Annotated in this window: 22 protein-coding genes; 17 read left to right on the top strand and 5 right to left on the bottom strand. The window is 45.8% G+C overall.

The window, feature by feature from the left end; genetic code table 11:
• Nucleotides 1-160 precede the first annotated feature (160 nt).
• The 11 genes from ACYCSE_RS04420 to yunB all read left to right on the top strand — a co-directional run bounded on the left by ACYCSE_RS04420 (nucleotide 161) and on the right by yunB (nucleotide 12,029).
• On the top strand, nucleotides 161-1,600 hold the full coding sequence (locus ACYCSE_RS04420) for a 6-phospho-beta-glucosidase (protein ID WP_459701618.1): 1,440 nt from the start codon (nucleotides 161-163) through the stop codon (nucleotides 1,598-1,600).
• 276 nt (nucleotides 1,601-1,876) lie between these two features.
• Entirely contained in the window at nucleotides 1,877-2,707 is an 831-nt protein-coding gene (gene licT, locus ACYCSE_RS04415) for a BglG family transcription antiterminator LicT (protein WP_061829908.1), read from the top strand.
• A gap of 250 nt (nucleotides 2,708-2,957) precedes the next feature.
• Complete coding sequence (locus ACYCSE_RS04410) at nucleotides 2,958-4,847, top strand: beta-glucoside-specific PTS transporter subunit IIABC (protein ID WP_459701615.1); 1,890 nt, start codon at nucleotides 2,958-2,960, stop codon at nucleotides 4,845-4,847.
• Between the two features lie 220 nt (nucleotides 4,848-5,067).
• Nucleotides 5,068-6,558 (top strand): alanine/glycine:cation symporter family protein, encoded by a 1,491-nt coding sequence (locus tag ACYCSE_RS04405; RefSeq protein ID WP_459701613.1) that lies wholly within the window; start codon nucleotides 5,068-5,070, stop codon nucleotides 6,556-6,558.
• A 189-nt stretch (nucleotides 6,559-6,747) separates the two neighbouring features.
• Nucleotides 6,748-7,353: a bifunctional transcriptional activator/DNA repair enzyme AdaA gene (locus ACYCSE_RS04400; RefSeq protein ID WP_322160438.1), complete on the top strand. Its 606-nt coding sequence runs from the start codon at nucleotides 6,748-6,750 to the stop codon at nucleotides 7,351-7,353.
• Nucleotides 7,334-7,876, top strand: coding sequence for a methylated-DNA--[protein]-cysteine S-methyltransferase (locus tag ACYCSE_RS04395; protein WP_250260452.1), 543 nt, complete (start codon nucleotides 7,334-7,336; stop codon nucleotides 7,874-7,876). Before ACYCSE_RS04400 ends, ACYCSE_RS04395 begins: the two co-directional genes overlap by 20 nt.
• Nucleotides 7,866-8,681, top strand: coding sequence for an SPL family radical SAM protein (locus ACYCSE_RS04390; protein ID WP_250260453.1), 816 nt, complete (start codon nucleotides 7,866-7,868; stop codon nucleotides 8,679-8,681). The genes ACYCSE_RS04395 and ACYCSE_RS04390 overlap by 11 nt, the downstream gene beginning before the upstream one ends.
• A 63-nt stretch (nucleotides 8,682-8,744) precedes the next feature.
• Nucleotides 8,745-9,362 carry a DNA-3-methyladenine glycosylase family protein gene (locus ACYCSE_RS04385; protein ID WP_459701609.1) on the top strand — a complete coding sequence of 206 codons (618 nt, stop codon included), beginning with the start codon at nucleotides 8,745-8,747 and terminating at the stop codon, nucleotides 9,360-9,362.
• A gap of 19 nt (nucleotides 9,363-9,381) precedes the next feature.
• Nucleotides 9,382-10,071: a DNA alkylation repair protein gene (locus ACYCSE_RS04380; protein WP_061829875.1), complete on the top strand. Its 690-nt coding sequence runs from the start codon at nucleotides 9,382-9,384 to the stop codon at nucleotides 10,069-10,071.
• An 89-nt stretch (nucleotides 10,072-10,160) separates the two neighbouring features.
• Nucleotides 10,161-11,093: an aldo/keto reductase gene (locus ACYCSE_RS04375; RefSeq protein ID WP_254326693.1), complete on the top strand. Its 933-nt coding sequence runs from the start codon at nucleotides 10,161-10,163 to the stop codon at nucleotides 11,091-11,093.
• A 129-nt stretch (nucleotides 11,094-11,222) separates the two neighbouring features.
• Nucleotides 11,223-12,029 (top strand): sporulation protein YunB, encoded by an 807-nt coding sequence (yunB, locus tag ACYCSE_RS04370; protein WP_459702476.1) that lies wholly within the window; start codon nucleotides 11,223-11,225, stop codon nucleotides 12,027-12,029.
• A gap of 46 nt (nucleotides 12,030-12,075) precedes the next feature.
• Here the strand turns inward: yunB and ACYCSE_RS04365 are convergent, their stop codons facing one another.
• Entirely contained in the window at nucleotides 12,076-13,182 is a 1,107-nt protein-coding gene (locus ACYCSE_RS04365; protein WP_452567493.1) for a M23 family metallopeptidase, read from the bottom strand.
• Between the two features lie 247 nt (nucleotides 13,183-13,429).
• On the opposite strand from ACYCSE_RS04365, the gene lipA reads away from it, so the two are divergent.
• A complete protein-coding gene (gene lipA / locus ACYCSE_RS04360; protein WP_459701605.1) occupies nucleotides 13,430-14,332 on the top strand; it encodes a lipoyl synthase in 903 nt (300 codons plus the stop codon).
• A gap of 24 nt (nucleotides 14,333-14,356) precedes the next feature.
• On the top strand, nucleotides 14,357-15,208 hold the full coding sequence (locus ACYCSE_RS04355; protein ID WP_459701603.1) for a YutD family protein: 852 nt from the start codon (nucleotides 14,357-14,359) through the stop codon (nucleotides 15,206-15,208).
• Between the two features lie 58 nt (nucleotides 15,209-15,266).
• Here ACYCSE_RS04355 and ACYCSE_RS04350 read toward each other — a convergent pair whose 3' ends face one another.
• Together ACYCSE_RS04350 and ylbJ are read right to left on the bottom strand one after the other, a co-directional pair.
• Nucleotides 15,267-16,070 (bottom strand): NAD kinase, encoded by an 804-nt coding sequence (locus tag ACYCSE_RS04350; protein ID WP_013372943.1) that lies wholly within the window; start codon nucleotides 16,068-16,070, stop codon nucleotides 15,267-15,269.
• 66 nt (nucleotides 16,071-16,136) lie between these two features.
• Nucleotides 16,137-17,435 (bottom strand): sporulation integral membrane protein YlbJ, encoded by a 1,299-nt coding sequence (ylbJ, locus tag ACYCSE_RS04345; RefSeq protein ID WP_069290343.1) that lies wholly within the window; start codon nucleotides 17,433-17,435, stop codon nucleotides 16,137-16,139.
• A gap of 412 nt (nucleotides 17,436-17,847) precedes the next feature.
• Here ylbJ and ACYCSE_RS04340 point away from each other — a divergent pair, with 412 nt between their 5' ends.
• Both ACYCSE_RS04340 and ACYCSE_RS04335 read left to right on the top strand, forming a co-directional pair.
• Nucleotides 17,848-18,225 carry a globin domain-containing protein gene (locus ACYCSE_RS04340; RefSeq protein ID WP_023990208.1) on the top strand — a complete coding sequence of 126 codons (378 nt, stop codon included), beginning with the start codon at nucleotides 17,848-17,850 and terminating at the stop codon, nucleotides 18,223-18,225.
• A gap of 42 nt (nucleotides 18,226-18,267) precedes the next feature.
• Entirely contained in the window at nucleotides 18,268-18,978 is a 711-nt protein-coding gene (locus ACYCSE_RS04335) for a DUF2225 domain-containing protein (protein ID WP_172828271.1), read from the top strand.
• A 92-nt stretch (nucleotides 18,979-19,070) separates the two neighbouring features.
• On the opposite strand, the gene ACYCSE_RS04330 is transcribed toward ACYCSE_RS04335, so the two are convergent.
• Together ACYCSE_RS04330 and ACYCSE_RS04325 are read right to left on the bottom strand one after the other, a co-directional pair.
• The gene (locus ACYCSE_RS04330) at nucleotides 19,071-19,307 is read right to left on the bottom strand and encodes a hypothetical protein (RefSeq protein ID WP_023990206.1); all 237 of its coding nucleotides are present in this window, start codon (nucleotides 19,305-19,307) and stop codon (nucleotides 19,071-19,073) included.
• The gene (locus tag ACYCSE_RS04325) at nucleotides 19,304-19,474 is read right to left on the bottom strand and encodes a YycC family protein (RefSeq protein ID WP_013311864.1); all 171 of its coding nucleotides are present in this window, start codon (nucleotides 19,472-19,474) and stop codon (nucleotides 19,304-19,306) included. The genes ACYCSE_RS04330 and ACYCSE_RS04325 overlap by 4 nt, the downstream gene beginning before the upstream one ends.
• A 97-nt stretch (nucleotides 19,475-19,571) precedes the next feature.
• Between ACYCSE_RS04325 and ACYCSE_RS04320 the strand changes: the two genes are divergently transcribed.
• Together ACYCSE_RS04320 and ACYCSE_RS04315 are read left to right on the top strand one after the other, a co-directional pair.
• Entirely contained in the window at nucleotides 19,572-21,359 is a 1,788-nt protein-coding gene (locus ACYCSE_RS04320; RefSeq protein WP_459701599.1) for a M3 family oligoendopeptidase, read from the top strand.
• Nucleotides 21,360-21,620: 261 nt separating this feature from the next.
• A complete protein-coding gene (locus ACYCSE_RS04315; protein ID WP_013311862.1) occupies nucleotides 21,621-22,022 on the top strand; it encodes a hypothetical protein in 402 nt (133 codons plus the stop codon).
• The last annotated feature ends 48 nt before the right edge of the window (nucleotides 22,023-22,070 follow it).

The following is a 22,070-nucleotide window of genomic DNA, read 5'->3' as shown; positions in this document are numbered from 1 at the left end:
TTCAATCAAATACGTATAACCTTTTCATGGGATGTTACCGATAGGGCATAACCTGAATTGGCTTGTTTACACAGTAAGTGTATACAGGCTGGTTTGGGTTTTTTTATTGTCTATCACCCTTCGCTACCCCTTTTATCACACATTTGGAAGGAGAATGTTTATGTCCAGTTATATTTTTCCTAAAGACTTTTTATGGGGAGGTGCTCTTGCTGCCAATCAGGCCGAGGGCGCTTATTTGGAAGACGGTAAAGGATTGAGTCTGGTGGATCTGCTGCCTACCGGAGAGAAGAGAAGAAGCATAATGAAAGGAAATGTTCCCTCGCTGACTCCACTTGAAAGCGAATTCTATCCTTCCCACGAAGCCATTGATTTCTATCATCACTATCGCGAGGATATTGCGCTATTTGCAGAAATGGGCTTCAAGGCGCTGCGTGTTTCCATTGCCTGGGCTCGTATTTTTCCAACGGGAGAAGACGCTACTCCCAATGAAGCAGGTTTGCAATTCTACGATGATTTGTTCGACGAGTTGCATAAACATGGCATTCAGCCAGTCGTTACCCTCGCTCATTTTGACGTGCCGGTAGATCTGGTCGAGAAATATGGAAGCTGGCGGAGCCGGAAGCTGGTAGGCCTGTTTGAAACCTATGCCAAAACAGTATTCACCCGCTATAAGGATAAAGTGAAATACTGGATGACATTCAACGAGATTAACATGCTTCTCCATTTGCCGTTTCTCGGTGCCGGGCTTGTTTTTAAAGAAGGTGAAAACGTTAAACAAATTCAGTACCAGGCTGCACATCATCAGCTTGTCGCAAGTGCGCTGGCTGTTAAAGCGTGTCACGAGATTATCCCGGATGCCCAGATTGGCTGTATGCTTGCTGCCGGCAGCTTCTATCCGTATACATGTAATCCCGAAGATGTATATCAGGGCATGGAAAAAGACCGCGAGTCCTACTTCTTTATTGATGTACAGTCACGCGGCGAATATCCTGGTTATGCGAAGCGCTTCTTCAAGGACCATGGATTAAACATTGAGATGGAATCAGGCGACGCAGCCATTCTGAAAGATCATACCGTTGACTATATCGGATTCAGCTATTATTCGAGCCGGACGACCAGCACAGACCCGGAAATCGTCAAGAACATGACCAGTGGTAATGTATTTGGTTCCGTAGCCAATCCATATCTGGACAAGTCCGAATGGGGCTGGACGATCGATCCCAAAGGTTTCCGCATCACAGCCAACCAATTGCATGACCGTTACCAAAAGCCACTGTTCGTAGTGGAAAACGGTTTTGGTGCCAATGATGTGGTTTCGCCTGAAGGAGAAGTTAACGACGATTACCGGATCGACTATCTCAAGCGGCATATTGCCGAAATGGGTGAGGCTCTTCAAGACGGAGTCGAAATTATCGGTTACACAAGTTGGGGACCTATTGACATTGTCAGCGCTTCCTCAGGAGAGATGAAAAAGCGCTATGGTTATATTTATGTGGACCGTGACAACGAAGGCAACGGTTCGTTGAAACGTATTAAAAAGAAAAGCTTCCACTGGTACAAAAATGTAATTCATTCCGACGGCGAAAATCTGGGCGAATAATCGTACCACAAGTAAATAGGATCGGACGTCCCGGGCCCACGGGGATTTCCGATCTCCGTTTCTTCATTGAAAGCGTTGACAATCGTTCCTCTTCGGGCTATACTTGACGCAATTCCATCATTTTTAGGATTGTTACTGCGTAGCAGGCAAAACCTAAGCCACGAATAAGCGGATGTTACAGTCTTGTTTATTTGGCGTGCTTCGGTTTTTTTCTGTTTACAATAAAGAGGATGGAGCATGTGTGGCTCTTGCTGGCATATGGAACGGGGGATCGAGATGAACATAGCAAAGGTCATTAACAACAATGTAATCAGCGTCTACCAGACGGACGGCACCGAACTCGTGGTGATGGGTCGGGGGATTGCTTTTAAGAAAAAGCCTGGAGACAAAGTAGACGAAACCAGAATTCAGAAGGTATTTGCTCTGAAAAACAAGCAGACGTCCGATAACTTTAAAATGCTGTTGCGTGAGGTACCGCTTGATTTGATTGTGATTGTGGAGGAAGTCATTAATGACGCCAAGCATAATCTGAATAGAAAGCTGAACGAAAATATTTATGTTTCGCTGACTGATCATATCAATTTCGCTGTTGAAAGATACCGGGAAGGATTGGAAATCAAAAACGCGTTATTGTGGGAAGTCAAGCAGTTGTACAAAGAAGAATTCGCGATGGGTCTGAAAACGTTGGAACAAATCAAACAAAGGCTCGGTATTGAACTGCCTGTGGACGAAGCGGCTTATATTGCGATTCACATCGTGAATGCTGAAATGAACGAGGAAGTCATTACGACCATGAGTATCACGAAGTTTATCCAGCAAATTATCAATATCGCAAAATATCATTTTAAGGTGGAGTTCGACGAGGACTCTCTGAGCTATTTCCGTTTTATTACGCATCTGAAATTTTTCGCCCAGCGCGTATTTAAGGGAAATCACTACGAAAATAACTATGATCATTTGTATGACATGATTAAGGAAAAGCATAAGGAAGCGGCTGCTTGTACAGAGAAAATCGGAGCTTTTGTGCAAAAAGAATACAACCACGAATTGACGAACGAAGAAAAATTGTATCTGACCGTGCATATTGAACGGGTGGTGAACAGATAAGTCGAACGTTTTCAACGAAAAAGGACCAAGAACAGACGATTAAAAGTTTTTGTTGACAAATATGGTAGAATGATTATATTATGAGAGTAACAGGAATTTAATAAGTTTTAACTGGGATTGTTACTGGTTATGCAGGCAAAACCTAAGTCATGAAAAATCGCGGGACTAAAGTGCCCACCATTTTTCAAGGCTTAGGTTTTTTGTGTGCCTAAATATGTAAAAAGCCCCTTAGAACATGGAGGTGTCCATCATGAGTTATGAAAAACTGGCTAAGGAAATTGTACACCTGGTAGGTGGCGAAAAAAATGTAGTATCGCTCGTTCACTGCGCCACACGCCTACGTTTTGTGCTAAAAGATGAGGCAAAAGCAGACAAGGGAAAGTTGGAAAAAACCGACGGAATTATTACTGTCAAGCAGAGCGGTGGTCAGTTCCAGGTTGTAGTCGGCAACAAAGTACCAGAGGTATATAATGCAATCGGCAATGTATCCAATATCTTGAATGAAACTGGAAAAGAAGATCATTCAGCTAAAGGCAACAAAGGATTTGGTGCCGTAATTGACGTAATTTCCAGCATTTTTGCACCTTTGCTCGGAGTTATGGCGGGGTCCGGTATTTTGAAAGGTCTGCTGCTGATTGCGAGTAACCTTGGCTGGTTGCTACCGAAAGACACTACCTATATGATTTTGTATGCTGCGGCCGACAGCTTGTTTTATTTCCTCCCTCTCTTGTTAGCGGTTACAACGGCACGGAAATTCGGTGGTAATATCTTCGTTGCCCTGACCATTGCCGGAGGGTTGCTTTACCCGACCATTGTCACGCTAAAAACGGAAGGCACACCAACGGACTTTTTCGGTATTCCTATTGTTATGATGAGTTATTCATCTACCGTTATTCCGATCATTTTAGCCGTCATCGTCATGAGTAAGCTGGAAAAATGGTGCAATCGAGTGATCCATGAAAGCGTCAAAAACTTTATTACACCTTTGATTCTACTTGTAATTATGCTTCCTCTAACCCTGATCGTGTTTGGTCCAGTCGGGGTGTATGTGGGCAACGCGATCGCTACTGCACTCGTTGCTGCATTTAGCTTTAGTCCATTGCTGGCTGGAGCAATCCTTGGTGCTTGCTGGCAGTTGCTCGTTATTTTCGGTGTTCACTGGGGTCTTGTACCTGTATTCATTAATAATATTGCTGTTAATGGCAGAGACGGAATCAAGCCTTCCGCTGCGGCTTCCATCTTTGCTCAAACCGGTGCTGCGTTCGGTGTTATGCTGAAAACCAAAAATAAGAAGCTGAAAACGCTGGCGGGTTCCGCTACACTTACCGCTTTATTCGGCATCACGGAGCCAGCCGTCTATGGGGTTACGCTGCCGCTGAAACGTCCGTTTATTGCAGGTATTATCGGCGGCGCCGTTGGTGGTGCTATTATCGGTCAAGCGGGAACGCAAGCATTTGCCTCCGGCGCACCTGGATTACTGACCTTGCCAATCTTTTACGGCCCTGGTGGACAAGGATTCCCGGGATTGATTTTAGGGATTACCGTTTCATTCCTGGTGTCGGCTATCTTGACTTATATTTTAGGTTTTGAAGATCCAGTTGAAGAAGAGGAAACTACTAATAATTCGGCTAAAGAATCGACCTCTACAGTTGTTGTTTCTAATGAAGAGATACTCAGCCCAATTGAAGGAACTGTGGTCGCTTTGTCGGAGGTTCCCGATCCTGCATTTGCTTCGGAAGCTATGGGCAAAGGGATCGCCATCCAACCGACAACGGGCAGAGTCGTGGCCCCGTTCGATGGAACCATCACCGTGGCGTTCAAGAAAAAACATGCGCTTGCAGTTGTTTCGCATCATGGTGCAGAAGTTCTAATTCACGTCGGAGTAGATACGGTCAAGCTGGACGGTAAACATTTTACGTCCCATATCAAAGAAGGCGATCAGGTGAAAGCTGGGGACCTACTGCTTGAGTTTGATGTTGAGCAAATCAGGGCAGAGGGTTATCCTACGATTACGCCAGTTATCATTACGAATTCTTCCGAATATACTGAAGTCCTTCCAATCGCTCAAGGAGAGGTAACGGAGCAGGCCCCACTGTTGAAACTGTCTAGTGCTTTGAATGAGAAAGAAAGCATTGCCTAAATGTCTTAAGGACAAGGCTCTGATGATCCATATTCTCGGATCATCAGAGCTTTTTTGTCGTTATTTTATGTAGCTGGTAAGCCCACTTGTAATTGACAATATGTCAATTAAATTAACTTGTATGGGGGTAAAAACTAATCTATAATTTTTTGTAATTATGCAAATTTTCTGAAAACATAGACTAGAAAATCAATGGATTGATCAGGGGGAAATACAAGGAATGTTAGAGCAGTGGGCAGAGGCAGTAAACGGCGTCATTTGGAGCAATCCTGTGGTATATGTCTGTTTGGGTGTGGGACTATTATTTTCGATCATGACTCGATTCCTGCAAATCAGGCATTTCAAAGAGATGATCCGCCTAGTATTTAAAGGGAAAAGTTCCGAGGCAGGTGTATCCTCCTTTCAGGCCTTTACGATGGCACTATCGGGGCGTGTAGGGACGGGGAATATTGCTGGGATTGCTTTGGCGGTTGGTATGGGTGGACCTGGGGCGATATTTTGGATGTGGGTCATGGCCTTTATCGGGTCGGCTACAGCTTTTGTAGAATCCACACTGGCTCAGGTGTATAAGGTAAAGCGCGATGGTCAGTACCGGGGCGGTCCAGCCTTTTATATTGAAAAAGGGACAGGCTTAAAATGGTTTGCCGTCATTTTTGCGGTTGCTGCGTTGGTCGCGATGTGTTTACTGATGCCGGGAACTCAATCGAACTCCATTGCTGTAGCTTTTCACAGTTCGTTTGGCATGGATATGAAGGTTTCGGGGATTTTAGTAGTCGTGTTGCTGGCGCTTATCATTTTTGGTGGTGTAAAAAGGATTGCCAATGTGGCTCAGGTTGTCATTCCGTTCATGGCACTCGGTTACATCCTCGTCTCTTTCTACATTATGATGACGAACATTACTGCACTTCCCGATGTATTTTCGCTGATCTTTCGTAGTGCCTTTGGCGTGGATTCTGTGTTCGGCGGTATAGCAGGGACGGCGATTGCTTGGGGTGTAAAGCGGGGGATTTATTCCAACGAAGCCGGACAAGGCTCTGGTGCGCACCCGGCAGCCGCTGCGGAAGTATCTCATCCGGCGAAGCAAGGGCTGGTCCAGGCATTTTCCGTGTATGTAGATACCTTTTTGGTCTGTACGTCCACGGCTTTTATGGTTCTGTTCACAGGTATGTATAACGTGAAGGGACCCGGTGGCGATTTTATTGTGCACAATCTTCCCGGTGTTGAAGAGGGGACCCAGTATACACAGGCTGCTATTGAGTCGGTATTTCCGGGCTTCGGCTCCAGTCTGCTGGCAATTATCTTGTTCTTTTTCGCGTTTACAACCATTATCTCTTATTATTACATCGCAGAAACAAATATGGCCTACCTGGTTGCCGACCGTAAAGCCAAATGGCCTATGTTCGTCCTAAAGCTGGTTATTCTGGGTTCGACGTTTTATGGAACGGTCGTCAAGGAATCAGCTCTGGCGTGGACACTGGGGGATATGGGTGTCGGCATTATGCTTTGGGTGAATCTGATTGCTATGATTCTGCTGGCCAAACCTGCTTTCCGCGTGCTCAAGGATTACGAACAGCAGCTGAGGCAAGGGCTAGACCCGGTGTTTGACCCGAAGAAGGCAGGTATTTCAAATGCCGAGTACTGGTCAAAGGAATATCAGCCTCCTTCAGATGAGTTGACGATCACCGCCAAACCGAGCAAGCTTCAAGCCTAAATAATAAGATAGATAAGTAAGATCAAAGGTGGCTCCGCGGGGAGTCATCTTTTTTTCGTTATCTTGCCTTTACATCCCAAGAAGGGTACATATGTTCACTATTTAGTCTATAATTTAGACAGAAGGATTTTGAATAATCCTGCCATGGATATGTGGGGAGGCCACATTTGCATTAGAGAGGTGATTTGAATGAGTACATCCGATTTATCCATAACTGACGACGAGTGGAGCGCTATTGTAGAAAACGACAAGTCATATGATGGGGTATTTTTGTACGCTGTGAAGACAACGGGAATATTTTGTCGTCCCTCCTGCAAATCCCGACCTCCCAAAAGAGAGAACATCCGTATATTTAAAACAGTAGAGCAGGCATTGGTCGAGCATTTCCGTCCATGCAAAAGATGTAAACCGACAGGACAACGATTGCCTGATCATGAATGGATCGCACTGGTTACAGAATACGTGAATTCTAACTATATGAAGGGCTTAACATTGCACATCCTAGCTGAAATAAGCCATGGAAGTCCGTATCATTTACATCGTACCTTCAAGCGGATCATGCATATAACTCCAATGGAATATATACAGCAGACCAGGTTGAAACAAGCGAAGAAGCTACTCATTTGCTCAGATATATCTGTTGCGGAAGTAGGGGAGAACGTAGGTCTGTGCAATGCACCTTACTTTATTACGTTATTTAAAAAGAATACAGGCTACACCCCATTGCAATATCGCCAACTCAAATTGAAAGCAACACAAAATGGAGGTACACAGCATGGCACAGCAAATAAATAAAACGATCTATTGGTCATTGTTGACACATGAGGATTGGAATTTATATATTGCAGCTACATCGGAAGGACTATGTTATGTAGGTTCGCCCAATCAACCTGTAGAGGAATTGTTTTCATGGGCGGGAAGACGATTTCCCGGCAGTCCTTTAGTTGAAGAGGATGCTGCTTTACAGCCCTATGCCAAGGAGTTGATTGAATATCTCCAAGGGAAGCGCACCCAATTTACATTGCCCTTTGATTTTCATGGGACTGCGTTCCAGATGGCGGTTTGGAATGCGTTGTGTGATATTCCATATGGGGAAACACTATCTTATTCAGACATTGCCAACGCTATTCAAAAGCCAGCCTCTGTTCGTGCGGTGGGGGCTGCCATCGGTGCTAATCCGATTTTGGTCACAGTCCCTTGTCATCGGGTCATCGGTAAAAATGGAGCTATGACCGGATATCGTGGTGGTTTGGACATGAAGGTGAAGCTTTTGCAGCTCGAAAAGGAAAGTGTGGCATCGGTTCAGTATGAAAAATGAGTATTACAAATCCCCCAAGACTCTTTTGAATAAAGGGACCGGCTTCTTGTCAGGATATACACATTCGTTGAACCCGTATACAGGTTGTACCTTTGGTTGCTCGTATTGCTATGTACGCCAATTGCCAGTCTCCACATTTCGGAAGGAGGCGTGGGGGACATGGGTTGATATTAAAAATCAGGCTGCAGATATTCTTCGCAAGGAGCTTCGTAGAGCCAAATCCAAAGGTAAAGTCACGATTTTCATGTCGTCAAGCACAGATCCTTATCAGCCTGCCGAGTACAAGGAAGAGGTGACCCGGTCTCTGCTGGAGGTGATGGTGGAGGATCCCCCGGATTTTCTCTTTTTACAGACGCGCAGTCCACTGGTACGGCGGGATACTGATTTACTGCTCCGATTGGGGGATCGTGTTCGTGTGAGTATGACTGTAGAAACAGACCGAGAAGATATACGCAAACATTTTACCCCGGAGGCTCCTCCCATCCAGGCTCGTCTCCAAACGCTACATCTCTTAAAGGAGGCAGGTGTACCTACGCAAGCTACGATTGCTCCGATGCTTCCAAGCAGTGAACATTTTGCAGACAAGCTTTTGCCTCTGGTCAACCGTGTCTGTATTGATGATTATTTTATGGGAGATGGCAGTGGGGGGAGACGAACGCGTAGCTTGAAAATGGGTGTGCTGTACGAGTCATTGGGGCTGGAAGAATGGTATCATCCTGCTGCCTATAAGGCGGTTTATGAGCGTTTTCTTCATGTTTTTCCGAAGGAACAGCTCTACGTGAGCAAAGAAGGTTTCGAACCTTGATGTAAAAGCAGTCCATGCCATTGAATCAAGAGTGAACCATATAAGGGGGCAGCGGGAGAACGAATGCAAACCGTAATGACCAAAAACTTTGACTATGGGGAAAAGGAAATCAATTATCTAAAAAACGTAGACACCGTACTTGGTGCAGCGATGATGCAAATGGGCAAGGTAGAACGTGTGATCATTCCCGACCTGTTTGCGGCGCTCGTTCATGCGATTGTGGGACAGCTTATATCGGCCAAGGCGGTTCAGACCATATGGGCAAGGATGCAGGAGAAGTTAGGCGTGATCACTCCACAAAATATAGCTGTTCAGTCGGCTTTAGATATTCAAAGCTGTGGCATCACCATGAAAAAGGCCACATGTATTCTTAATATAGCCCAAACGATCGAGCAGGGCCTGTTGGATTTACAGGAATTATATGAGCTTTCCGATGCACAGGTGATTCAGAAATTGTCCTCGCTGCAAGGAATAGGACCTTGGACAGCTGAAATGATGCTGATTAATTGTATGGAGCGTCCAGATGTGGTCAGTTGGGGCGATATGGCTATTCGACGGGGAATGATGAAGTTGTACCATCTAGATACCTTGACCAAGCAGCAATTCGAGGAGTACCGCCGAGTCTATTCGCCTTATGGTTCGGTGGCCTCCATTTATTTGTGGAGTATTTCATTTCGTTAAGAATCAGGGAGTGGAAATGATGGAGAAAACAATTAGAGAACAGATACTGTCATATGTGGATGCAGATTTTCAGAAATTTACGGCTGCATTGCTTCCGACGATTAATAATGTGCTGGGTGTACGTCTGCCAGTGCTGCGTAAGCTTGCTCAAGATATTGCCAAAGGGGATTGGCGCCTCTACCTGGAGACCGCTGAAAGTGAACACTTCGAAGAAGTAATGCTGCAAGGTATGGTGATTGGTTCTGTAAAAACGGATATAGAGGAAGTTTTGAGTTATACCGCCAAGTTTGTTCCTAAAATTGATAATTGGTCCGTATGTGATAGTTTCTGTGCCGGATTGAAAATCACGAAACATCATAAAGAACGGGTGTGGGAGTTTATTCAGCCCTATCTATTCTCCAAGAAAGAATATGAAATTCGGTTTGGTGTGGTTATGCTTCTTAATTTTTATATTGAGGAACAGTATATGAAGCGGGTGTTTACTTTACTGGATCAGACCCATCGCGAGGATTATTATGTACAAATGGCGGTAGCATGGGCGATATCGATCTGTTATATCAAGCTACCTGAGGTAACCATGGCGTATTTAAGTCATAATACATTAGATGATTTTACCTTCAACAAAGCACTGCAAAAAATCACGGAATCATATCGGGTGGATCAGGCCACAAAAACGACCATCCGCAGTATGAAGCGAAAAAGAAAATAGGATCGGGCTCAGCAGCCAGGTACGCACTTTGCTTTTTTTGGAATCTAATAATAAAATGGAAGTAACTTTCGAAAAGGAGATGACGTGAATTGGCAGAGCAAGTGCGTCTTGGTAAAACAGATTTATATGTAAAACCAATCGGTTTGGGTGCAAATAAAGTGGGAGGACATAATCTCTTTTCCGATTTGAATGATGAAACGGGCAAAGAAGTCGTTCGCACAGCTTTGGATAACGGCATCAATTTTCTGGATACGGCTTTTATTTATGGACCTGAGCACTCGGAACGGTTGATTGGTGAGGTATTGAAAGAGCGTGGTCAGCGTGATAAAGCTGTTATTGCCACGAAGGGTGCACACAAATTCGTAAACGGAGAGGTCGTTTTTGATAACTCGCCTGCTTTTTTGCGTGAATCCGTCGAATCCAGTCTGAAAAGATTGCAGACCGATTATATTGATCTGTTTTATATCCATTTCCCGGACGAAACTACACCGAAGGCAGAAGCAGTCGGAGAACTGAAGAAGCTCAAGGACGAAGGCAAAATCAAGGCCATTGGTGTATCTAACTTCTCCATTGAACAACTTAAGGATGCGAATAGTGACGGTTATGTAGATGTGCTTCAATCCCAATATAATTTGTTTCAACGGGAAGCTGAGAAGGATCTGCTGCCTTATACCAAGGAAAATGGTATTTCGTTTGTGCCTTATTTCCCGCTAGCTTCGGGATTGCTGGGGGGTAAGTATACGAAAGACATGACCTTCTCGGACATCAGAGCGAAAAATCCATTGTTTCAGGGCGATGCATTTGCTCGTAATTTGGACAAAGTGGAGCAGGTACGGGAGATTGCCAATGCGTTGAATGCTGAGGTTGCTCATGTTGTACTCGCATGGTATTTGACCCGTGATTCGATTGATGCCCTCATTCCAGGGGCGAAGGGGCCGGAGCAGGTGCTGGCGAATCTGAAGACGCTAAATGTCCAATTGAGTCAGGCTGATATCGAAAAGATTGACCATATTTTCAAATAATGAGTGCATCTTATATTTGCAATTATATATTTGTTCCATCTAGAGAAGCTGCCGGACGGGCGGCTTCTTTTTCGTGTACAACTCGCATATCCTTGTAGGGTAAGTTCAACGCTGCGGGGGGTTCGGATGATGAGAAGACCGCAATGGCACAGCGCACCCAACAGAAGGCGACGCGGCAGACGTAGGTTTTTTTTTATTGTGGCACTGGCGCTGCTGGTAGGGATCATACAGATGGCTGCTTATGTGGAGCAGCATTTGAAGCCGCCCATGATGCACCTGGCAAAAGTGCGGGTTAAACAAATGGCGACGGAGGCTATTAATTCAGCAATTACAGCACAGGTAGAGCAGGGGAAGACGGCTGATAATCTGATCGAATGGAGAACGGATGCACAAGGGAGAACCTCCGGTTTTGTTCTGAATTATGCGGAGCATATGAGAATTACGTCAGACACGCTCAAAGCAGTCAAAGCAACGATGGACAGCATGAGCCATTTTGATGAGAGTGTTCCGATTGGTCAGGCATTGGGCAGTCCACTGTTGGCAGCTTATGGACCAACGGTCCCCCTAAAGGTGGAGCCGCATGGAGCAATCAAGGTGGATTTAAATACCCGTCAACAGGATGCGGGCATAAACATGATCTTGGTGGAAGTGTACATTCGGATTACGACGGAAGTGTCCGTGGTTATACCGTTTGAGATGCAACCTCAGATTGTGGAGACGGAAATTCCGGTTTCTTATTTATTAGTGGTAGGCAACGTTCCGATGTACTACTATGACAATCAGGGTAAACCAGTGGGTAAAAATGGTGCAGCCGCTCCGCAGTTGGCGTTGCCTCCCCATTCCATAGAGAGTAGCGGCGCTATAGATCCCAGCACAGTAAGTGTTCCAGAGGCACAGGAAAACCAAAACACCTCTAGCCATTCCCCAACGCCATAGAGCAGTGGGGAATGACGTGAACTGCCTAGGAAAAACAAAAGGGCCCCTATGAGGAGGTCCCTTTTGTTTTTCCTGTTTTGAGCGCTTTGCGTTCGGACTGCTCCCACTGTCTTAATAACGGATACGGGTCAAAGGACCAATCTGCCCAACCATTGTCCCGATATATACCATAGTGCAGATGCGGTGGAAACTTGCCTTGGGTACCGGGTTTTCCATAGCCCGAGCTTCCGACCCAGCCAACCGTCTGGCCGGGTGTAACGATGTCTCCGTTGTGAACGGTTTTGTCAAAGCCGGAAAGATGCGCATAGTAGTGATAGCGGTTGTTGAGATCTCGGATTCCGATTCGCCATCCGCCGAAGGGATTCCAGCCCTTCATTTCAACTACACCGTAGCAGGTACTGCGAACTGGAACTCCATAGCCAGCAAACAGATCAGTTCCTTCATGTATCCGGAAGCCGCCCCAGCTGCGACGGCTACCCCATGTGCTGCGGTAGCTATAAATGCTGCCTAAAGGAAGGGGGAAAGCTTGACTGACCAGATCCAGCTTGCCATACGTTCGATACAGCTTAGCAAACTGCTGAACTCTTTGAACTGCGCGGCTGTTATGGTAATATTCCCAAACGGCAATACCAAATTCATCCTCGTTGTTTCCATACTTTCCGAGATAAGATGCGATGCTGAACAGCAGATCCTTGTCATTATTACGGTCAGCGATTCCATCACCCGAACCGTCTTGTCCCAGCCCGGAAAATAGTTCAATGGAACGCGGATTTTGATCCTCCGAATCAGGGTTCATCATGCCGGACCAGACTGGTCCCGTGATGAAAATACCTATGATTCGTTCCGCATGCTTCCGATCCTTGGGATGGGCCACCGTAAGTGTGCGTTCATACTGGTCGATAGCGGCCAGTCTGTACCAAGGAACTCCAGTCAGGGCTTCGATGGAATGATATAAAGCCAGCCTGGACGTATACGACGAAGACTGAGCATGTGAAGCATCTACATTTGCGGTCAGGCTGCTTCTGGCGGACGAGGACTGTAAGTGATTGGCAAAGGCATGGGCAGGAAGCGGACAGGCCGTTGTCAGTGTAGTAGCACATAACAGCAGCGATAACAAACGAACAGCTCGGGCTGTCCGCGTAGGGTAAGGCACGTGAACCGACCTCCTATAGAAGGGCTTAAACGCCCGGTAAATTCTAGGCCCGTATACAATAGCGTGAATAGGGCGCTTTTGTTTAGATTGAGCCATATCCGCCGCTTTTATCCATGTAAAGAGTTTACTTTTTCCGGCATCAATGTCATATCAAAAAGGGAACAATGAATGGAGGTTTTTCCATGGCTTTCATGTTATAATGTATGGCAATGACAGCTTAAGCTTATCAGAAAGAAGGTCTATGCCATTGTCTAGAAAAGTAAAGGAAGCTAAGCCCGACTGGATTCGTATTAAACTTACGACAGGCGATAACTATCAGGAAATCAAGAGCATGATGCGTTCCAAGACATTACATACCGTATGTGAGGAGGCACGATGCCCTAATATATATGAATGCTGGGCCAATAGGACAGCTACATTTATGATTTTGGGTGATATTTGTACGCGTGCGTGTCGTTTTTGCGCAGTAACTACGGGAATGCCTACGGAACTGGACTTGCAGGAGCCTGAACGCGTCGCGGAAGCGGCTGAAAACATGAATTTGAAGCACTGTGTCGTTACCAGTGTGGCTCGCGACGATTTGAAAGATGGGGGCGCTACTATATTTGCAGAAACGGTTCGTGCGATTCGCCGCCGATTACCTCTTTGCAGTGTAGAAGTATTGATTCCCGATTTTATGGGCGATATTGAATCGCTGCGAATCGTCATGGATGCCAAACCAGATATTCTGAATCATAATATTGAAACGGTGGAGCGTATGTCCGACAAGGTTCGGGCTAAAGCGAAATACCGTCGCTCTCTGGAGCTGCTTCAACATGCGAAGCAATTAAATCCGGCTATTCCAACGAAATCAAGCATCATGCTAGGTGTCGGAGAAGAGTGGGACGAGATCTTACAAGCCATGGATGATCTGCGTAAAGTCGATTGTGACATTCTGACAATTGGTCAATATTTGCAGCCGTCCGAGAAACATTTATATGTGCAAAAATATTATCCACCGGAAGATTTTGCGAAGTTAAAGGAAGAGGGATTACAGCGGGGATTCAGCCACGTTGAATCTGGACCGTTGGTCCGCAGCTCCTACCAAGCGCATGAGCAGGTGAAGTCAGCCGCTCAGCATAAGGAAGAAGGCGCCCTTTCGCAGGCTTGATCCGGGAAAGGCGGTCAGAATAGCTTGTTTCAAATCGGTGGTAAAAACTATGAATTGTTGCAGGATCACAAGAACGGGTGGAATCCCGAAGCGTTTCGTGATCGGTATAGTGAAGTGCTGGATCGCTATGATTACATTATTGGTGATTGGGGTTACAATCAGCTACGTCTGAAGGGCTTTTATCGAGACGGTCATCCCAAAGCAAATAAGGATACATCTATAGTGGTACTGGACGATTACATTAATGAATACTGCAATTTTGGCTGTGCCTATTTTGTGTTGCAAAAAAGCCGTGAAGTGGTTAATAAAAACGGCGTCAATGATGAAATCATTGCTCCAGATATTCAGCAGTTGGTAGATGCTCAAAGGGAACAAGCGGGAACGTTAGAACCCGAAGAGCAGCAAGAAGTATTGCAACATACAGCTGGAGAACAGGAGTGGCCGCAACCACAGCAGGATTCCACAGCTACAGAGGAATCGCGAATGGAGCAGCCTCGAGAATCCCGAGAACCACGTGAGTTGCAACGTCGGGAACCGAAGGATGCCCAGGAAGTACGTGAACGACAGCCGCGTGAAGCTCGCGAAAGCCGTCCATCTAGAGAAAGACGTGAAGCAAAGGATGGACGGAATCCGGGTGAAGGGCAGCAAACCCGTGAACCACGCAGACAGCGCAATCAGCAGGGAAGTTTCGATAAAAAAGAATCGCGTGGATCACGCTATGAGCGTCAATCAAAGGAAAATCGGGAGGGACGGCAAGTTCGTGTCTCTCGTGAACCTGAGGGCCAGCGTCAGACCCAGCCAGCTGCTAAAGCCGAAAGAGCTGAGGGTAGTAAAAAGAATAAACCATTTACAGCTCCACAACAAAACGGTTCCTGAATTTTCAGGAACCGTTTTGTTTGTAAAAAAAGAGCCAGAGTCGGCTCTTTTATAGGTTCTAATTAAGAAAAGCGTTGCGTACTCGATCCCAAAATGGGAAAGGACGGTAACGAGCGAAGCTGATCTTCTGACTTGCGACCTGACATCGAACAGAGATTAAGTCATCGACAGGAAAGTTCAGGTGATCTACTGTCAATAAAAGACGCTGATCTTTCCGTGAAAAAATATCACAATGATGGTGTTTGGGCAGTAGCAATGGCGATCCCAGTGTCCGATACACGCGGTTATTAATGGAAGCGATCTCAGTCAATTGCAATGCTTCAATGGTGGGGTGAACCATAGCTCCGCCAAGTGCTTTATTATAGGCGGTCGTTCCTGAGGGGGTAGAAACACATATACCGTCACCGCGAAACATTTCAAAGGTGATATCGTTAATATCTACTTGGGCAACGACAGTGCCATCTACCCCTTTTAACGTAAACTCATTCAAGGCAATAAAAGAAGCATTGCCTGACTTCTTGTGAATTTCCAACTCAATCAGTGGATACTTAACGATTCTCGGGTTAAGCGGTCCTTCAGATCCGCTTTGGCTCATCAGGTGGATTAGCTCCTCCAGCTCGTCCGCACGCCAATCAGCATAAAAGCCCAGATGACCGGTATGTACACCAACAAAGGCAATATCCGGAATGCGGTCGATGAAGGTATGAAACGCATGAAGCATCGTACCATCGCCTCCAATAGACACGACGATTTCCGGCGATTCGGCATCCAGCTTGAAATTCTTTTCTTGGGCAAGACGGTGAAATTGCTGACTCAAGTCCATGGAGTGCTGATCCCCGCGATCCAGAACATAATATCTCAAGATGAAAAGCTCCTTTGTCATGGGTATATATCGATCATAATCAATTATGAGCAAGAACACAATCGTTCATTGCCTGTGTGTTCTTCTCAAACGTACGTATAAGCGACTTGTACCCACACTCAACCATGAGAGACTAAGCATTCCAGCCAGTATAAAGGCAAGAACTAGCAGACTTTGCAACAGCATGGCGGACGAGAAGCCAGGAGACCACGCGATGTCGTATATTGGAGAAAAGACTGGAGAGCTTCCCTGTCCCATCAGAGGCCGCCATAACACGAGAGCTAGCAGTGCTGAGATGATGCCATGTGCAGCCCGGGCCAACAAAAATGGCATATAGCGGAGATTTGTCATATTTAAAATACTTGCAACCTGCGCATGAACCGACAGCCCGCCCCAGGAGAGAACAAAAGCGGCTGCGGCTACCTTGAATGGTAACGCTGCTGCCGTGGCTTCACCTGCGGCTTGCGCTCCTAAAGTGACTTCGAAAATACCACCCACGATGGACTCCGTTAACGTAGGAGGAAGACCACATGCAGTCAATAGGCTTGCCGTAAGCAGATGAAGCCCGCTCATTAAACCGGAGTTCGTCAAAGCTTCTAAAATGACGCAGAAGAATACAACTAGCCCTCCTACGACAATAATAAGGCGTAGGGAGGAAGTAATCGCCTGACGAAGTAACTCACCCAATGGGCGACCATCTTCCAAACGAGCTGTATGCATGGCATATAATGCTTGGCGTAGGGGGCCAGGCTGCCTATTGCGACCTGCTGCTTTTGTATTCGTGGACTTCGACCAGGCTTTTTGAGTAGGTTGAGGCCGGTCGCTGCGAGTATCTGTTTCTCCTGAACGGGAACCGTGGAAGCGCATAAGCAGCCCGATGATGAGCACGCCACCATAATGGGCCGCGCCCAGTACGAGTGCAATTTCTGGTTGATGGAAGAAGCCAACGGAAACCGCACCGATCAAAAATATCGGATCAGAGGAAGTGGTAAACGCGACCAAACGCTCTCCTTCAATGCGTGTGATCCATTTTTGCTCCCACAGCTTGGCTGTTAGTTTAGCTCCAATCGGGTAACCGGATGCACAGCTGACCGCAGCGACAAAACCCCCACAGCCAGGTACACGGAATAGAGGCTGCATCAGCGGATCTAACAGCGCACCTATGAAATGAACAATTCCGAAACCGAGGAGAAGCTCGGAAATAACGAAAAACGGGAATAAAGACGGAAACAGCACGTCCCACCAGATGGCAAGCCCCCGAAGCCCGGCATTCAGAGAAGACTGCGGGTATACAGCCATAAGCATAAATAGGAATAGCAGTGTAAGGATGAGCAGAGGAAGCGAGTAACGACGGTATAGCGACATAGAGGCCCCTCCTTTGGAGTTGTACTAATATACCTATGTCGGGGATGGACAAAGAGTACAAAAAAATCAAAGAAAACGATTACATCTAATGCTGTATTTTTGTAAATAGTATGTTAAAATAGGAAAACAACGATCCCATAACCTTAAGGATGGAGTGATCAGGATGAGTATCGTTGCCGGTCTGTTCGTATGTGCTTTTGTGTATGTTATTCGTGTCTCTCTCGTCCATCCCGGTGAAGAGGATTGGCGGAGTTATTAGTTGTGTTTATAGAATGACGAAGCTGTGTGCAACAAAGCACACCCTCTTCATATGTTAAATTGATAAAATGACGCTTATTTTTAGCGTCATTTTTTGTTTTTTGTTATAATACGGGTGTATATTTATTACCATAGCACAGAAAGTTGGAGAAAAGTGAATCCTAGCCTAAGCATTTATGACAACCTTGGGGGTGCGGAAGGTGTTCGTGCTATTATTGAGGCCTTCTACCCGAGAGTTTATAAAGATCCGTTGTTAAGTCCCCTGTTTCCTAAAGACATGGAACCGGTTAAGGAAAAGCAGTATATGTTCCTGAGCCAGTTTTTTGGAGGACCGTCTCTTTTTTCTGATGCATATGGTCATCCGATGTTACGTGCCAGACATATGAAGTTTCCCGTAACGGAGGAGCGAGCAGAGGCATGGTTGTCTTGTATGGCAGGTGCGTTAACGGATACGGGCATTGAGGAGCCGCTTCGTTCAATCATACTTAACCGTTTGTCTGGTCCTGCGCATCATTTTGTAAATACCCCGTAAGCTTTCGGGGATTGCCGAATTTTGGAGAGGGTTGTAAAAACATTGGAACTTGAACCGTTATATCAGATCAAAATCGCTTGCCCACATTGCGAAGAAGAATTTCAGACATCCCGTGTCAGACCAAGCCTAAAGAAGGCCATTCGTACGGATTCAGATTTTTGTGCTTATTATAAGAATGAAAATCCGGATTTTTATGTCGTAAGGGTCTGTCCTCATTGTGGATTTACCTCGACAGAGCACTCTACCGTTCAGTTAAGCGATCAGCAAACCAAGATATTTAAGGATAAAATCGGTAACCGCTGGCAGTCTCGCGAATATGGCGGGCATCGTAGCTGGGAAGAGGCATTAGAAACGTATAAACTGGGTTTACTCTGTGCCCAGGTCATCGGAGAAAAGGAACGCGTAGTAGCCAGTCTATTACAGCATATCGCATGGATGTACAGATACCAGGGAAATGAGGAGCAGGAGCTTCGCTTTCTCAAATTTAGTCTGGATTCGTATGTTCGGGTCTATGAGCTGGAGGGTGTCGGGGCGAATAATGCCAAACTGCTTTATCTGATTGGTGAACTGCATCGACGTACAGGCAACTTTCACGAAGCGGTACGCTGGTTTTCGCGTGTCATTAATGACAAAAAGATTATGGATGCAGCCATGATCCGGGCTTCCCGTGAACAGTGGTCTGTACTGCGAGAACAAATGTTGGCTAAAAATTTCCAACTGCCGGAGGAAATGCAAGACGCAAGCTCCTCTTGAAGAAATAAAGGTGTGCACTATGGCCGATTTAGGCTCATGGTTCACACCTTGTTTGTAAAACGGGTTATCTTATCTTACAACTGCCTCATGAATTAATGATGACGCAATGTGGTATCTGACAGCAAATAATCGTCATCACAATCCACCAAAGTAACCTTGTTATGGCAGCATGGAAACACAAGCAACTTTTTCATACCTTCGTGTATGAGCTTAAGTTCTTTTGGCTTCAGGGGCAGCAAAACATTATCATGGTCGCAAAACGGACAAGACTGTACATAAACGTCTCCCATGACGATGTCATAAGGCCAGGTTTTATGAAAAGGGATCATGATTTGTTCGATTCTCCGCCGTTCGGATCAGCGGTTTCTTCTTTAGCCAGTTCGGCCAGCTTTTGCATCAAAATGTGCTGGGGTGTATGCATAAGGTGTTCCAGCGGAATGCCGAGCTTTTCGGATAATTTCACAGCCGTTTCCGGCGAAATTTGTAAGGGTCTCATCCTGTTTTCCTCCCAATTGTAGTGATTTACTATCACGATGTAGCTTTATTGTATATGAAACCACATGAATTCGCCAAAAAAGAAAGGTGGAACTATTATGAAAACGCCGTTAAAGCAAACATGGGATCTGGAATCTATTTTTAGCGGAGGATCTTCCTCTGCCTCATTTCATGCATTTTTGGAAGAAATGGAGAGCAAGGTTCAACAGTTGCAATCCCAGCTTAAAGCAGCCAAAGTACCACAAACGGTATTGGATACCGAGCGTCTGGATAGTGTACTGAATAGCATACAGGAGCTGTTTAATGGTGCGTCGCAGGCGGGTTCCTTTGTCTCTTGTCTAACTGCTCAAAACCAGCACGACAAGCTGGCTGTTCAATTGGGGGCGCGTGTCAACACGCTGTATGCCCAAGGGAAAAGTGCTTTAGTCTCTTTCCAGAACTTGCTGGCACAAACCAGTGAAGACATTTGGCAGAAATGGATGGAGCGCGAAGCTATCCAGCCGATTTCTTTTGTCCTGACTGAATATCGGAACGAAGCACGTGAAAAAATGGCTCCTGAGCTGGAAAGCCTTGCATTGGATCTCGCAGTGGATGGCTACCATGGCTGGGGCGACTTTTATGATACCATTGTCAAAAATATGACGATCCCCGTGCCGGAAAATGGCGAGATCGTAAACCTGTCTGTAGGTCAGGCTGCTAATAAGCTGGATGAAGCAGATCGCAGCGTACGTAAAGACGTGTTTGCACGCTGGGAAGAGGCATGGACTCAGGTAGAGGACTATTGCGCGGATACATTGAATCATTTGGCAGGCTTTCGTCTGAAGCTATATGAAAAACGAGGCTGGACAGATGTGCTTAAGGAACCGTTGGAAATCAGCCGTATGTCTGCACAAACGCTAGATACGATGTGGCAGGTTATTAATGAAACAAAGCCTATTGTAGTCCAATACTTGGAGCGGAAAGCAAAACTGCTGGGCTTAGAGAAGCTTTCCTGGCATGACGTTGAAGCTCCGCTGGGGACGTCAACTACTAAAATCCCTTACGACGATGCTGCTGTAACGATTGTTGAGCAATTTGGTAAATTTAGCTCAAGAATGGCTGACTTTGCCCAAATGGCTTTTGAGAAAAGCTGGATCGAAGCAGAGGATCGTCCAGGCAAACGTCCGGGCGGTTTCTGTACATCTCTGCGTCTGAGCAAAGAGACCCGTATTTTTATGACCTATGCCGGATCACCATCCAACGTTTCGACACTGGCCCATGAGCTCGGACACGGTTATCATCAGCATGTGATGAATGAATTGCACCCATTGAATCAAAACTATGCCATGAACGTAGCTGAGACGGCATCAACGCTGGCAGAACTAATTGTATCAGATGCTTTGCTGGAAGCTGCCGAAGGTCAGGAGAAGGTAGCTTTGCTGGAGGATAAAATTCAGCGTGGTGTAGCCTTCTTTATGAACATTCATGCTCGTTTCCTGTTTGAAACCCGTTTTTACGAGCTGCGGAAAAAGGGAGTTGTAGGAGCGCAACAATTAAGCGAGTTGATGGAACAAGCGCAGCGTGAAGCGTTTAGTGGTATCCTGGATGAGGCTCATCCTCATTTTTGGGCATCCAAGCTACATTTCTATATTACGAACACTCCTTTCTACAACTTCCCGTACACATTCGGGTATATGTTCAGTGCAGGAATTTACGCTTTTGCGAAGGAAAATCCTGACGGCTTCGCCGACCAATATGATGCCTTGCTGCGTGATACGGGGCGCATGACAGTCGAAGAATTGGCTTCCAAGCACTTAGGTACCGATTTAACACAGGCTGACTTCTGGCGTAATGCTGCGCAAGTTACTGTTCAGGATATTGAGCAATTTTTACAAATGACAAAATAACAGATTTACACTTTTGAAAGGTCTCCCATAAGGGAGGCCTTTTTTGTGATTTTTGCAGAAGATGATGAACAAAGTCGCAAAATGTCGAAGTGTAATTAACATTACCTGTTGGCGAAATTTAAAATGATGGATATACTTAGAAAATAGTTATAAATACCCAATTATGTTGGTTTTGATTGTAAGGTTAAAAATCTTCGCATATAATTGAGCCGTAAGACCTATTAAATATTTCTTGATAAGGTATATAGGAGGGTTTTTGTGATGGACGAAGTAGGTCAATTGTCGTTAGCAAGGCAGATGGATATCGTTTTAAAAGAACTGGATAATGAACTGGCGGGTTTGTCGTCAGGTATCGTATTTGTACAAATACGTAACAATGTAGTTGGGAAATTTGGGATTCGTCATAACCCACTTGCAGGTAAAGGGGGCACATTTGCAGCAGTAGAACCGGGGTTATCAGCAAAGCATCGGGAGGATTTTCGGCGTATGGCTCTAGAAACGCTAAATCATAAGCGTAGCTGGACTCATGGTGAGATTGCTTTCGATTTTGCCATTAGACAAGGAACGATTTTGGTAGATGCAACACTGGAGTCCAACTACAACATGGCGAATCTCATGATCCGCTATAACAAGCCTACATACCGAGCGGCTAATTCCGAATAATTCAATTAAAAAAAGTAAAGAAAAGGCGGCCTTCCTAGGGAAGACCGC

The sequence above is a fragment of the Paenibacillus sp. SEL1 genome (assembly GCF_054602535.1).
Note: the sequence above shows the minus strand (reverse complement) of the source record. Positions and strands in the feature narration are given on the sequence as shown.